Origin of the sequence: Aeromonas sp. s1(2024) (assembly GCF_040908005.1) — a bacterium.
GTDB lineage: Bacteria > Pseudomonadota > Gammaproteobacteria > Enterobacterales > Aeromonadaceae > Aeromonas > Aeromonas caviae.
The window spans coordinates 127083-140818 of record NZ_JBFOCW010000019.1; the positions used below are offsets into that span (position 1 = coordinate 127083).

The 13736-nt window shown below is 60.9% G+C and carries 12 protein-coding genes; 9 read left to right on the forward strand and 3 right to left on the reverse strand.

Annotated elements, in window-relative coordinates; translation table 11 throughout:
* The first annotated feature begins 104 nt into the window (after nucleotides 1–104).
* From AB5Y70_RS05635 to AB5Y70_RS05645, 3 genes are all read left to right on the forward strand, one after another.
* Nucleotides 105–1268 (forward strand): multidrug effflux MFS transporter, encoded by a 1164-nt coding sequence (locus AB5Y70_RS05635; RefSeq protein WP_279988760.1) that lies wholly within the window; start codon nucleotides 105–107, stop codon nucleotides 1266–1268.
* A 102-nt stretch (nucleotides 1269–1370) separates the two neighbouring features.
* Entirely contained in the window at nucleotides 1371–2420 is a 1050-nt protein-coding gene (locus AB5Y70_RS05640) for an oxidoreductase (protein WP_279988761.1), read from the forward strand.
* A 306-nt stretch (nucleotides 2421–2726) separates the two neighbouring features.
* Nucleotides 2727–2972, forward strand: coding sequence for a hypothetical protein (locus AB5Y70_RS05645; RefSeq protein ID WP_010675602.1), 246 nt, complete (start codon nucleotides 2727–2729; stop codon nucleotides 2970–2972).
* Nucleotides 2973–3052: 80 nt separating this feature from the next.
* Here AB5Y70_RS05645 and AB5Y70_RS05650 read toward each other — a convergent pair whose 3' ends face one another.
* Both AB5Y70_RS05650 and AB5Y70_RS05655 read right to left on the reverse strand, forming a co-directional pair.
* Nucleotides 3053–3508 (reverse strand): NfeD family protein, encoded by a 456-nt coding sequence (locus tag AB5Y70_RS05650; protein WP_279988763.1) that lies wholly within the window; start codon nucleotides 3506–3508, stop codon nucleotides 3053–3055.
* Nucleotides 3505–4428, reverse strand: a complete 924-nt coding sequence (locus AB5Y70_RS05655) for an SPFH domain-containing protein (RefSeq protein ID WP_029314806.1) — start codon at nucleotides 4426–4428, stop codon at nucleotides 3505–3507. The genes AB5Y70_RS05650 and AB5Y70_RS05655 overlap by 4 nt, the downstream gene beginning before the upstream one ends.
* Before the next feature lie 197 nt (nucleotides 4429–4625).
* On the opposite strand from AB5Y70_RS05655, the gene cysG reads away from it, so the two are divergent.
* From cysG to cysC, 5 genes are all read left to right on the forward strand, one after another.
* On the forward strand, nucleotides 4626–6044 hold the full coding sequence (gene cysG, locus AB5Y70_RS05660; protein WP_279988764.1) for a siroheme synthase CysG: 1419 nt from the start codon (nucleotides 4626–4628) through the stop codon (nucleotides 6042–6044).
* Nucleotides 6045–6148: 104 nt separating this feature from the next.
* Nucleotides 6149–7117, forward strand: a complete 969-nt coding sequence (cysD, locus tag AB5Y70_RS05665) for a sulfate adenylyltransferase subunit CysD (RefSeq protein ID WP_279988765.1) — start codon at nucleotides 6149–6151, stop codon at nucleotides 7115–7117.
* 24 nt (nucleotides 7118–7141) lie between these two features.
* Nucleotides 7142–8569, forward strand: a complete 1428-nt coding sequence (gene cysN / locus AB5Y70_RS05670; protein ID WP_010675597.1) for a sulfate adenylyltransferase subunit CysN — start codon at nucleotides 7142–7144, stop codon at nucleotides 8567–8569.
* Nucleotides 8570–8573: 4 nt separating this feature from the next.
* A complete protein-coding gene (locus AB5Y70_RS05675) occupies nucleotides 8574–10298 on the forward strand; it encodes an SLC13 family permease (protein WP_010675596.1) in 1725 nt (574 codons plus the stop codon).
* Nucleotides 10299–10533: 235 nt separating this feature from the next.
* On the forward strand, nucleotides 10534–11127 hold the full coding sequence (gene cysC / locus AB5Y70_RS05680) for an adenylyl-sulfate kinase (protein WP_319872478.1): 594 nt from the start codon (nucleotides 10534–10536) through the stop codon (nucleotides 11125–11127).
* 296 nt (nucleotides 11128–11423) lie between these two features.
* Here cysC and AB5Y70_RS05685 read toward each other — a convergent pair whose 3' ends face one another.
* Nucleotides 11424–11777, reverse strand: coding sequence for a polymorphic toxin type 17 domain-containing protein (locus AB5Y70_RS05685; protein WP_368175961.1), 354 nt, complete (start codon nucleotides 11775–11777; stop codon nucleotides 11424–11426).
* Nucleotides 11778–12103: 326 nt separating this feature from the next.
* Between AB5Y70_RS05685 and AB5Y70_RS05690 the strand changes: the two genes are divergently transcribed.
* Nucleotides 12104–13717 carry an IS1634-like element ISAs25 family transposase gene (locus AB5Y70_RS05690; RefSeq protein WP_076611119.1) on the forward strand — a complete coding sequence of 538 codons (1614 nt, stop codon included), beginning with the start codon at nucleotides 12104–12106 and terminating at the stop codon, nucleotides 13715–13717.
* Nucleotides 13718–13736 lie beyond the last annotated feature (19 nt).

Sequence of the window (13736 nt, forward strand, 5' to 3'; positions counted from 1 at the left end):
TTTCCAGTGGGGAATAACCGAAGTGATTAAATACCATTTCAATTCATTACTCTGAGTCAGTAGACTCGCGGCCCAATCGATATTCCTAGGGCTTGAGGTGACTGATGCCATTGATTCTTTTGCTTGTACTCCTGGTGTTGTTCAGCCCGCTGGCCATCGACATCTATCTGCCTGCCATCCCCCAGATGGCCGAGCAGCTGGGGGCCGAAGTGACCCTGATGCAGGGCACCATCACCTGGTTCCTGTTCAGCATGGGGCTGGGGCAACTGCTGGTGGGGCCGCTGGCCGATCGCTACGGGCGCAAACCCATTGCCCTGGGGGGCGTGCTGCTCTACGGCCTGAGCGCCCTGGCAGCCGGCTTTGCCGCCAGCCTGGGCGAGCTGATGCTGGCGCGAGTGCTGCAAGGCTTCGGGGCCTGCGCCACCTCGGTGGCCGCCTTCTCGGTGGTCCGTGACAGCTATGGCCCCAAGAAGAGCGGTCAGATGATCTCCTATCTGAACGGTGCCATCTGCTTCATCCCCGCACTGGCGCCCCTGCTGGGTGGCTGGCTCACCGCCAAGGCGGGCTGGTCGGCGAACTTCTGGTTCATGGCGGGTTACGCCGTCGTGGTCGGCAGCTGGCTGCTGTGGCGGATGCCGGAAACCCGCCCTGAGGAGACCAGCAGTGCTGGCCCGCTCATCAGTTGGTCCCGCTACAGCCCGGTGCTGCGCTCCCCGAGCTTCCTGTTCAACGCGGCGCTGTGCATGCTGGCGATGGCGGTGATCCTCGCCTACGTGACGGCGGCGCCGGTACAACTGATGGTAACCCTGGGGCTGGACATGAGTGGCTTCAGCTACTGGTTTACCGCCAATGCGGCCCTCAACATCCTGGCCTGCTTCCTGGCCCCGCGCTTCATCGCCCGGGTAGGGCCAAGACGGACCCTGTGCATCGGCCTGCTGGTGCTGCTGCTCTCCGCCATCACCCTGACCCTGGCCATGCACATCCCGCACCCGCTGGCCATGATGGGTCCGGTGTTCCTCTCCAGCATCGGTTTTGCGATGATCCTGGGCGCCGCCGCCGGCATGGCGCTGGCCCCCTTCGGCCACTGCGCCGGGACTGCGGCCGCCCTGCTCGGCCTGTTCCAGATGAGCGGCTCCGGCGCCCTGGTGGGGATCACCGGTTGGCTGATGCCGGATCCCCTGAGCCAGCTGGCCCTGCACATGTGGCTGCTGCTGCCCCCGCTGGTGATGCTGATGACCCGCCAGGGTCGCCGCTTGTGTTTGCAATAAATCCTGTGCTCTGATGAGCACACTCAGGGGGCCTTGAGCCCCCTTCTCTTTTTCAGGCGACCCGCCTGCCTCGCATGATCACAGACCCGTGGAGAAAACCGGATGAGCCACACAATCAACGCCGCCCTGGTGGGATACGGCTTCGCAGGACAGACCTTTCACGCCCCCTTCCTGGCCACGACCCCGGGCCTGACCCTGCGCTGGGTGGTGAGCCGGGATGCCGCCAAGGTACAGGCCGCGTTGCCCGGCACCCGGGTCGGCACCCTGGAGCAGGTGCTGGCCGATGACAGCCTCGATCTGGTGGTGATCGCCACCCCCAACGACACCCATGCCCCCATCGCTCGCGAGGCCCTGCTGGCGGGCAAGCACGTGGTGATCGACAAGCCGTTTGCCCTGGATCTGGCCGAAGCGAAGGCGCTGGTCGAGTTGGCGGAGAAGCAGCAGCGGCTGCTCAGCATCTTCCACAACCGGCGCTGGGACGGTGACTTTCTCACCGTGCGCCGTCTGCTGGCGGAGGGGGCGCTGGGGCAAGTCGCCCAGTTCGAATCCCACTTCGACCGTTATCGCCCCGAGGTGCGCCAGCGCTGGCGCGAGGCGGGCGGCCCGGGCTCCGGTCTCTGGTTCGATCTCGGCCCTCATATCCTGGATCAGTCGCTCCAGCTGTTCGGTCAGCCGGACTGGTTGCAGGCGGATCTGGGCAAGCAGCGCCCCGGGGCCCTGGCGGACGACTACTTCCATGTGGTGCTGGGTTACGGCGAGATGCGGGTCATTCTGCACGGCAGTTGTCTGGTGTCGGCCGTGATGCCCCGCTTCGTGGTGCACGGCAGTCAGGGCTCCTTCATCAAGTTCGGCATGGACGTGCAGGAGGAGCAGCTCAAGGAGGGCAAGCGGCCTCCGGCGGCGGACTGGGGCGTGGATCCCGCCCCCGGCCAGCTCAGCCAGATCCGGGACGGTCAGCTCGTGCAGCAGACCGTGGCTGGCGAGGCGGGGGACTACGGCGCCTACTATCGCGGTGTCTGCGCCGCCATCCGGGGAGAAGGGGAGAACCCGGTGCCGGCCGACGAGGCCCTGGCGGTGATGGCCTTGCTGGACCTGGCCCGGGAGAGCGACCAGCAGGGGCGGCGCCTGCCTGGTCAGAAGCTGTCTGACTGACGGCGTTATCCGGCAGCGCCGAGAGCCTGACAGAAAGACAATGGCTGACTGGCAATCGTCAGGTAATTGGCGATTTGTTGTGCGAATCTGGTGATGAATGGGTGTTTTATATTAATATTTGTCGTTACAGTAGTGTTTCTTATCATACCAACGAGAAAATATCATTGTGATACGCGTTTTCATCGGCCGCATATGGGGATATATTTCGCGCGCCTTCGGGCTCCAGCGGCCGGTGTGCCGACAGGAGCCGGGGCGTACAGTGATGGTCCCTGCACCATCTCTCCATCTTTTTTTGAGGGTATGCACATGAACAAAGTACTGGTAGCCGGTATCCTGGGTCTGATGTTGACCGCCTGTGGTCAGAAAGAAGAAGCTGCCGCTCCGGCTGCGACCCCGGCCGCAGACGTTGCTGCCACTGTCGAGAAAGCCGCTAGCGAAGCGTCTGCTACCGTCGAGAAGGCTGCTTCCGAAGCTTCCGCTACTGTCGAGAAGGCTGCCGCTGACGTGGCCACCAAGGCTGAAGCTGCCGTGAGCGATGCCAAGGCCAACTAAGCCAGCACCTCATTGAAAAACGGGCCCGGCGCACTCGCGCCGGGCCCGTTTTTTTATAGCCATGACGGGGCGTTGCCCGGTCAGCCGAGGGGTTCCACCAGCAGGATGTGGGAGTCGGCCCCCACCACCTTGACCCGGCTGCCAGCCGGCAGCGGCACGTTGCAGCGCACCGTCCAGACGGTGTCGTCCAGATGCACCCGGCTCATCCCCTGGCTGACCTCGTCCAGCAGGGTCAGCTCGCGGCCCATGTAGCTTTGCATCCGCTCGTTGATGGGAGCGGCGGCATCCAGCCCGGAGCGATCCCGGCGATGCTGCCAGCGCCACCAGGCCCAGGTGGTGAGCAGGGATTGCAGGGCGAAGAGCAGCAACTGCGCCTGCCAGCCAAAGGGCCAGACCAGCAGCAAGAGTCCCACCTCCAGGGCGGCGATGCCGGTCCAGAGCAGAAAGCCCACCGACCCCATCACCTCGATGGCCAGCAGCACGAAGCCGAGTCCCAGCCAGTGCCAGTGGGTCAGCCCCTCGAACAGGGCTGTCATGATTTGCCCGCCTTGCCGTCTTTGTTGAACAGCTCGGCCATGCCCGCCACCGAGCCTATCAGGCTGCCCGCTTCCAGGGGCATCATGATGATCTTGCTGTTGGGGCCTTCACCGATGCGGGCCAGGGCCTCGGTGTATTTCTGGGCCACGAAGTAGTTGATGGCCTGCATGTCGCCCTCGGCGATCGCCTGGGAGACCATGTGGGTCGCCTTGGCTTCCGCCTCGGCGGCCCGCTCCCGGGCTTCGGCGGCGAGGAAGGCGGCCTGACGCTCACCTTCGGCTTTCAGGATCTGGGACTGCTTCTCCCCCTCGGCCTTCAAGATCTTGGACTGGCGCACCCCTTCGGCCTCCAGCACCTCGGCCCGCTTCTGGCGCTCGGCCTTCATCTGGGCGTTCATGGCTTCCACCAGGGCGAGGGGCGGGCGCACATCCTTGATCTCGATCCGGGTCACCTTGATGCCCCATGGGGCGGTGGCGGCATCCATGGTGCGCAGCAGCTTCTCGTTGATGGTGTCGCGCTGGGAGAGCATTTCGTCCAGCTCCATGGCGCCGAGCACGGTCCGCATGTTGGTCATGGTGAGATTGCGGATGGCACTGGTGAGATCATTGACCTCGTAGCCCGCCTTGCGGGCATCCACTACCTGCACGAAGCTGATGGCGTCGATGGTGACGTTGGCGTTGTCCCGGGAGATCACCTCCTGGGCCGGGATGTCCAGCACCTGCTCCATCATGATGATCTTGTGACCGATGCGGTCGATGTAGGGGATCAGCAGGTTGAGGCCCGGGGAGAGGGTGCGGGTGTAGCGGCCGAAGCGCTCCACGGTCCAGTTGTAACCCTGGGGCACTATCTTGATGCCGGCACTCAGGGTGGCGAGTACCAGGAATATGAAGATCCCCAATACAATCAATGACTCATTCATGATTAAGCTCCTTATGAAACACTTTCACTAGCCTAGGGTCTGGTGCCATCCACCACAAGCAGATTCGCTTCTCTATTGCCGCCACACGGCTTTATTAATTACCAAAACGCATTAAAGAGCATTTTTTATTATTTTGAGGGATAAGCGCTCCTGCCTATAGTCGCCCCAGATGTCGCGATGCCGAGGAGCGGGCCCTGATGGATTATTTACCTATGTTTGCCAGGTTGGAAGGCCGCCCGGTACTGCTGGTGGGCGGGGGAGAGGTTGCCCTGCGCAAGGCGCGCCTGCTGCTGGCGGCAGGTGCCCGGATCACCCTGGTCTCTCCCGCGCTCGAGCCCGAGTTCCATGAATTTGCCGGTCGCTTCACCCATGTGGCGGCGCGTTTCGACCCGGCCCACCTGGCAGGGCAGATCCTGGTGGTGGCGGCGACCGACGATCTCGAGGTCAACGCCCTGGTCTACCAGAGCGCCACCGAGCGCGGTCTGTTCGTCAACCTGGTGGATGACCCCGAGCGCTCCAGCTTTATCTTCCCCTCCATCATCGATCGCAGCCCCATCGTGGTGGCCGTCTCCAGCGGCGGTAAGGCCCCCGTGCTGGTGCGTCTGTTGCGCGAGCGGCTCGAGAGCCTGCTGCCCCGCCATCTTGGCGGTCTGGCGGAGCTCTCCGGCCGGGTGCGCCGCCGGGCCAAGCAGGTGCTGGCCTCCCTCTCCGATCGCCGCCGCTTCTGGGAGCGCGCCTTTGCCTCCAACACCCTGGCCGGTCTGATTGAGAAAGCCGATTGGCAAGGGGCCGAGCAGTGGCTGAACGAGGGACTGGACAAAGCCCGTACCGAAGTGGGGGAAGTGGTGCTGGTGGGGGCGGGCCCGGGAGATCCTGGCCTGCTGACCCTCAAGGCGCTGCAACAGATCCAGCAGGCCGAAGTGGTGCTCTATGACCAGCTGGTCTCCCCCGAGATCCTGGACCTGGTGCGCCGCGATGCCACCCTGGTGTCGGTCGGCAAGAAGGCGGGTGCCCACAGCGTGCCCCAGGAAGAGACCAATCGCCTCTTGGTGGAATACGCCAAAGCGGGTAACCGGGTGGTGCGCCTCAAGGGGGGCGATCCCTTCATGTTCGGCCGTGGCGGCGAGGAGCTGGAAGTGCTGGCCGAGGAGGGCATTCCTTTCTCCGTGGTGCCCGGCATCACCGCCGCCGCCGGTGCCACCGCCTATGCGGGCATTCCGCTCACCCACCGCGACCATGCCCAGAGCGCCGTCTTCATCACCGGCCACTGCCAGAAGGAGGGCAAGGAGCCCGACTGGCAGCAGCTTGCGGCCACCAACCAGACCCTGGTCATCTACATGGGGCTGATGCGCTCCGAGCATATCCAGCAGCAACTGGTGAGCCATGGCCGACGCGCCGCCACCCCCATCGCCATCATCGAGCGGGGCACCACCGCCCGCCAGCGGGTGCTGACCGGCACCCTGGCGGAGCTGGCCGAACTGGCCCAGCAGGCGGTGAGCCCGTCGCTTATCGTCATCGGTGAAGTGGTGGCCCTGCGCCAGCAACTCGCCTGGTTTGGCGAACAGGGGCAGGAGGCAGAAAGCGGCCACGAGCTCAAGCTGGTGAGCCTGGCCTGAGAGGCGAGACCCGAATCGATTTGACGGTGCGGCCAAGGCAGCACCGAACTGAACCAACACCGCGCCCTGACCAGGCGCGTTAGCAATGAACCGAGGACCCAGACATGGACCGTGAAAGACTGACCCAACTGCAGCCATCCGATGCACAGAGCATCCGTGCAGGTGTCACCCGCGAGCGACTGACTCACCTGCAGCAACTGGAAGCCGAGAGCATCCATATCATCCGCGAGGTGGCCGCCGAATTTGAAAACCCGGTGATGATGTACTCCATCGGCAAGGACTCCTCCGTCATGCTGCACCTGGCCCGCAAGGCCTTCTACCCGGGCAAGATCCCCTTCCCCATGCTCCACGTGGACACCAACTGGAAGTTCAAGGAGATGATCAAGTTCCGGGACGAGACCGCCAAAAAGTTCGGGCTGGATCTCATCGTCCACAAGAACCCGGACGGTCTGTCCATGGACATCAACCCCTTCGTGCACGGCAGCAGCAAGCACACCGACATCATGAAGACCGAGGGGCTCAAGCAGGCGCTCAACAAATACGGCTTCGACGCCGCCTTCGGTGGTGCCCGTCGCGACGAGGAGAAATCCCGCGCCAAGGAGCGTGTCTACTCCTTCCGCGACAAGTCCCACCGCTGGGATCCGAAGAACCAGCGCCCGGAGCTGTGGCGCGTCTACAACAGCCAGGTCAACAAGGGGGAGAGCATCCGTGTCTTCCCGCTCTCCAACTGGACCGAGCTGGACATCTGGCAATACATCTATCTCGAGAACATCGACATAGTCCCGCTCTACTTCGCGGCCATGCGCCCCGTGGTGGATCGCGGCGGCATCAAGATCATGGTGGATGACGATCGCATGCCCATCGGCCCGGAAGACGAAGTGAAGCAGGAGCTGGTGCGCTTCCGTACCCTCGGCTGCTACCCGCTGACCGGGGCCATCGAATCCAATGCCACCACCCTGCCGGAGATCATCGAAGAGATGCTGATCACCACCTCGAGCGAGCGGCAAGGGCGGCTCATCGACCACGATCAGGCCGGCTCCATGGAGCAGAAGAAGCGTCAGGGCTATTTCTAAAAAAATGTTCTAAGGAATTGCAACATGAACAACCACATTCAGACCGCCATCAGCGAACAGGGCATTGAAGCCTACCTGCACGCCCAGCAGCACAAGAGCCTGCTGCGTTTTCTCACCTGCGGCAGCGTGGACGACGGCAAGAGCACCCTCATCGGCCGCCTGCTGCACGACTCCCAGCAGATCTATGAAGATCAGCTCAAAGCACTGGAGTCCGACAGCCAGAAGCTCGGCACCACCGGCGAGAAGCTGGACCTGGCCCTGCTGGTGGACGGCCTGCAGGCGGAGCGCGAGCAGGGCATCACCATCGACGTGGCCTACCGCTATTTCTCCACCGCCAAGCGCAAATTCATCATCTCGGACACCCCGGGCCATGAGCAGTACACCCGCAACATGGCCACCGGCGCCTCCACCTGCGATCTGGCCATCATCCTGATCGACGCCCGCAAGGGGGTGCTGGATCAGACCCGCCGCCACAGCTTTATCGCGAGCCTGCTCGGCATCAAGCAGTTCGTGGTGGCAGTGAACAAGATGGACCTGGTGGAGTTCAGCCAGGAGGTGTTCGATCGTATCAGCTTGGAGTACCGCGAATTCGCCAAGAAGCTCAGCGTCGACACCATCCACATCGTGCCGGTCTCGGCCCTGGACGGTGACAACGTGGTGAACCCGAGCGACAAGCTGGCCTGGTATCAGGGCGAGACCCTGCTCTCCTTGCTGGAGTCTGCCGAAGTGGAGCGCGAGCTGGAGCGTCATCCGGTGCGCCTGCCGGTGCAGTACGTGAACCGCCCCAACCTCGATTTTCGCGGCTTCGCTGGCACGCTCGCCTCCGGCATCCTGCGGGTGGGCGACAAGCTTGCCGTGCTGCCGTCCGGCAAGGAGAGCACGGTCACTCGCATCGTCACCTTCGATGGGGATCTGGAGTACGCCCTGCCGGGTCAGGCCATCACGGTCACCTTCGCGGACGAAATCGACATCAGCCGGGGCGACCTGCTGGTGGATGCGGCGAAAAAGCCCCAGGTGACCCAGAACGTGCTGGCTCACATCGTCTGGATGGGGGAAGAGTCCCTGCAACCGGGCCGGGTCTATGACGTCAAGCTGGCCACCAAGAAGAGCCGTGGCCAGGTGGAGGCCATCCGCCACCGCATCGAGATCAACAAGCTCGACGAGCTGCCCGCCTCCGAGCTCAAGCTCAACGAGATCGGCCTGTGCGAATTCAGCCTGACCGACCCGGTGGCGTTCGACCCCTACAAGGAGATCCGCGACACCGGCAGCTTCATCCTCATCGACCGGCTGACCAACGTCACCGTCGGTGCCGGCATGATAGTGGAAGGGCTGGCGGCCAAGGTGATGGCAGGGCAGTACAGCGAGTTCGAAGTGGAGCTCAACGCCCTGGTGCGCAAGCACTTCCCCCACTGGCAGGCGCTGACCATCAGCAACGATTCCGGCAAGGAGTAAGCCCATGACCTGGCAACAATCCCTGGTGCTGGGTCTGCTGGCTGCCCTCGTCGCCCTGCTGATCCAGGGCAAACTCCGGCCGGCGCTGCTCTTCTCGGGCGCCGTGCTCATCACCTACCTGAGTGGCCTGGCGGACATCAACGCCGTGGTGGCGGGCTACACCAACAGCGCCCTGCTGACCCTGGTGTTGTTGCTGCTGGTCTCCTTGGCGGTGGAGAAGACCCGGGTCATGAGCTGGTTCGCCAACCTGGTGGGCACCGGCTCCTTCAACAAGGTGCTGGTGAAGGTGTGGTTTTCCACCGCCTTCTTGTCGGCGTTCGTCAACAACACCGCCGTGGTGGCGTCCATGCTGGGGGCGGTCAAGCGCAACCCCAACCATGCGCCCTCCCGGCTGCTGTTGCCCATGTGCTTCGCGGCGACCTTTGGCGGTGTGCTGACCCTGATCGGCACTTCCACCAACCTCATCGTCAACAGCTTCCTCATCAAGATGGGGGCCAAGCCGCTCGGCATGTTCGACTTCTTCATGGTGGGGGCGGGGACCCTGCTGACCGGCCTCATCGCCGTGCTGCTGTTTGCCCGCCACCTGCCTGAGCAGGACACCGAGATGAGCCGGGAATCCGGCTATTTTCTCGAGGCCAAGGTGGGCCCCGGCTCGCCGATGGCCGGGCGCAGCGTCAAGGAGAACGGCCTGCGCAGCCTGAAAAGCCTCTATCTTGCCGAGATCATCCGGGGCAACCAGGTGATCTGCCCGGTGCAGCCGGAACACGAGCTGCACGAGGGGGACATGCTGCTGTTCTGCGGCGACGTGGAGAGCGTCGGCGTGTTGCAGGAGCTCAAAGGGTTGGATCTCTACGGCCAGCACCGCCTCAACGGCCAGCACCTGGTGGAGGTGATCGTCAGCCACAGCTCGCGCCTGGTGGGGCAGACCATCAAGGATGCGGAGTTTCGCACCCATTTCGATGCGGTGGTGCTGGCGGTGCGCCGGGGCGAGACCCAGCTCACCGGCGGCCTCGGCCAGATTGAATTGCACGCAGGGGATACCTTGCTGCTGGCCCCCGGCCCCAAGTTTGCGGGCAACAAGTCCCTCTCCCGGGAGTTCGTGGTGGTGAGCGGGCTGGAGGCCTCCACCCGGCTCGATGCTACGCGCAGCGCCGCCGTGGTGGCGGGGTTCCTTGGGGTGCTGACCCTGTCGGTGCTCGATCTGGTGCCGCTCTTCAAGGGGCTGCTGGTGATGCTGGTGGTGCTGCTCTTCTCCCGCATCCTGACCCTGGACGAGATCCGCCGTCGCTTTCCCCTGGATATCTGGCTGGTGGTGGGCGGGGCGCTCGCCATCGCCGATCAGCTGGAGAAGAGCGGGCTGGCCAAGCTCATCGCCGACTGGCTGATGGGGGAGTTCAACGGGGCCAGTCCCTTTATCGCCTTCGTGGGGATCTATCTGTTTACCCTGGTGCTGACGGAGCTGATGAGCAACAACGCGGCGGCGGCCCTGGCCTTCCCCATGGGATTCCAGCTGGCGCTCAGCATGGACGTCTCCACCATGCCGTTCATTCTGGCGGTGCTGTTCGGTGCGAGTTCCAGCTTTATCCTGCCCTACGGCTACCAGACCAACCTGATGGTCTATGCGGCGGGCAACTACAAGATGCCGGATTACCTCAAGCTGGCCCTGCCGGTCTCCCTGGCCTACAGCCTCGGGGTGATCGTCATGGTGCCCCTGCTGTTTCCGTTTTAAGGTCTGATACCGGGGGATGTGTTAAGGGCTGCTTATGTTAACGCAGCTTTTATCAAGGCTGCTTATGATGCAGGGGAGTGCCAGGGCACTGGCATCCAGGCGTGAGCGCCAATCAGGGGGTTGCATGTGCAATATCAGGGCATCAGCACCTTGCCGCCTCATGGTGCGAGGCGGCTTCCCGCGGTAGCGGACAGTTTTCAGTATCGCGGCGTGAGCGCCAATCAAGGAGTGTTGGATGAGCAATATCGTGTGGCATGCCCATGCCGTCGACAAACAGAGCCGGGCCGAGCAGAAGGGGCAAAAGCCCCTGGTGATCTGGTTCACCGGGCTCTCCGGGGCGGGCAAATCCACCCTGGCGGGGGCGCTGGAGCAGGCGCTGGCCGCCTCGGGCAAGCACACCTATCTGCTGGATGGGGACAATGTGCGCCACGGCCTGTGCGGCGATCTCGGCTTCGATGACGCCGCCCGCCAGGAGAATATCCGCCGGGTCGGCGAAGTGGCAAAACTGATGGTGGATGCGGGCCTTATCGTCCTCACCGCCTTTATCTCGCCGTTCCGTGCCGAGCGGGACCTGGTGCGTAATCTCGTGGGTGAAGGGGAGTTTGTCGAGGTGTTTGTCGATGCCCCCCTTAGCGTGTGTGAAGAGCGTGACCCCAAGGGGCTCTACAAGAAGGCGAGGGCGGGGGAAATTCGCAATTTCACCGGTATCGACTCCGCTTACGAGGCACCCGAGCAGCCGGAAATCCATCTGCTGAACGCCGGCAAGCCGGTGGAAGCGCTGGTGGAGGAGTTGCTGACAGCCTTGCGCCAGCGAGGGCTTATCGACTGATGTCGATGTTCTTAACTGAGTACCGATAGCAGAGGGGGCCTTGGCCCCCTTGTTTATTTCCTGTTAATGATTCCCCTTGTTGTCAATGTTTAACGGCTGAATGGTGCGTGTTATATGACGTTCAAAAGGTGGGTTTTCCTCTGACTAACGCTGTCTTGAGGTATGAGCGACGCTATCACTTGACCTAAACTATTACATCCTCCACACGAAACCCAGCCTTGAACTGAAAATGCCAAGTGTTGGGAATCATTCTCAAGAAATTGTCATGAGAGTTGTTTAATTAATATAACTATTGTTTAGTTGTCGCGGATTGAACCATCAATATTTACGTTGGTATAATCGTTGGGTCTTTTGCTGTGCTGAACATCCCAGTGATCATTATGTAATGTATCCCAAGTCCATTCATTGCCGTGCACATCTAAATACCCTTTATTACTAAAGTTACTCCGTCTTATAGGAGTCCCTGTTTGTAGCCAATTATCATCTGGAACAAAAGGAAACTCGCCTTCATATGGTAGATCCTTCTTATAAACTCGAAGCCATGGATAACATACCTTTATCAAGTCATTACAAGAGTAAACTAATTGGAAGTTATCGGTAATTGAGCTAGTTCCACAAAAATCTGAAGATATGATACCTTCTTGATGCATGCCATTCGGCAACCCAGAGCTACCAAGTTTAATGAGAAAGGCTTCAAATAGTTCATTTACATGTCGAGATGATACATTACAACAATTTATACTAGATCCATTTATAATTGGTGCGGATTTTATTTTTGAATTCTTTATCAAAATCGATTGGATAAGTTCGTTCCACTTTAATACATAACCTCTCCATTCTCTTTCTTGTAATTTATTCCAAGGGAATGATTCATCATACCTATCTAGCCGTCATTCCGCACCTGATTTTGCTATTTTCAGTGCTTGACGGCGATCGGCCGTTCTGATCTATTACTCTCTTTTGCAGGTAGATCATCATGGCCGCACCCGCTATCTCGATCCGTAACCTCGATCACCTTGGTTTGGTCGCCGCACTCTGCCAGGAACTGGGCATTGCCCGCATGATCGATGCCTTGCTCCCCAAAACCCCGCCTTTCAAGGTCTCACATGGTGAAGCCTTGGTCGCCATGATAGTGAACGGCCTCGGCTTTCACAGCAGCACCCTGCACATGTTCCCGCAATTCTTCGCTAACAAGCCGGTTGAGCGCCTGATTGGCCCCGGGATCTGTGCTGATGACCTCAATGATGATGTGCTCGGTCGCTGTCTCGATGCCCTCTTTGAGGCCGATGTCAGCGCCTTGTATCAGGTGATGGCGGCGCAAGTTGTCGAGCGGCTGGGGCTCAAAAGCACCGCAGTGCACCTCGATATTACCAGCTTCCACGTCGATGGCGCCTATGACTGTGCCGATGGGGATCTGGTCGGTAAGCTGCAACTGGTGCGTGGTTATAGTCGTGATCACCGGCCAGAGCTGAATCAAGTGATCCTTGAGCTCATCTGTGAAAATCAGGCCGGCCTACCTGTCTATATGCAGGCCCTGAGCGGCAATAGTAATGACACCAAAGCCTTTGCCCAGACCGTTCGTCGCCATTTGAACAGTCTCAAGGCCGCGCAGGAGTGCCGTTATCTGGTCGGCGATGCCGCACTGTACTGCGCCGATACCTTGCAATTACTGGCGCAACAGCAGCAACTATTTGTGACCCGGGTGCCCGTCACTCTCAATGAGGCAAAGCAGGCCGTGGCAACCATAGGTGCACAACCGCTGACCGCTCTGGGCAATGGCTATCATGGCCGTTGGCAACACGCGAATTATGCCGGGGTCGCGCAACGTTGGTTGCTGGTGCGCAGCGAACAGGCCAGCCACCGCGAGCAGCAGACATTGGCCAAAAACCTGCTCAAAGACAGTACCCGCGAGCTCAAAGCCTTCGCCAAATTGTGTGCCCGACGCTTTGCTTGTGAGGCGGATGCCCAAGCTGAGTTGAGCTGTTTTACCGCCAGCTTGATGCTGCTGCAACTGGATGCCGAAGTGGTAGGTGAACCCGTTTATACAGGACGTGGCAGACCCAAGCGTGGCGAAGAGCCAATTGGCCATCAGTTTCAAATCACTGGGTTGGCGGCAACTAGCCTGGCTTGCGTTGAAGAGGCCCGCAACCAGACCGGGGTGTTCATCCTGGCGACCAATGACCACAGCGATACGCTGACCATGGCCGAACTGTTGGCCACCTATAAAGCGCAGCAGAATGTCGAACGGGGCTTTCGTTTTCTCAAGAGCCCGGAGTTTTTAACCTCCTCACTGTACCTGAAAAAGCCGGAGCGGATTGAAGCGTTGCTCATGGTGATGACCTGTAGCCTGATGATTTACGCAGCGTTGGAGCACCGGATCCGGCAGGGATTAGTGGAGCAGAATCGCAGTGTGGCTGATATGAAAAAGAAACCGACCCAGCAGCCGACGGCCCGTTGGATCTTTTTGCGCTTTGGTGGCATCCATGAATATCGACTGGGAGAAGCTCCGCCACAAGTAACGGAGCTAACAGGAGACCAGCAGATCATTTTGGAGGTATTGGGTGAGCGCTATCGGCAAATTTATTCCTAAATCAGGTGCGGAATGTCGG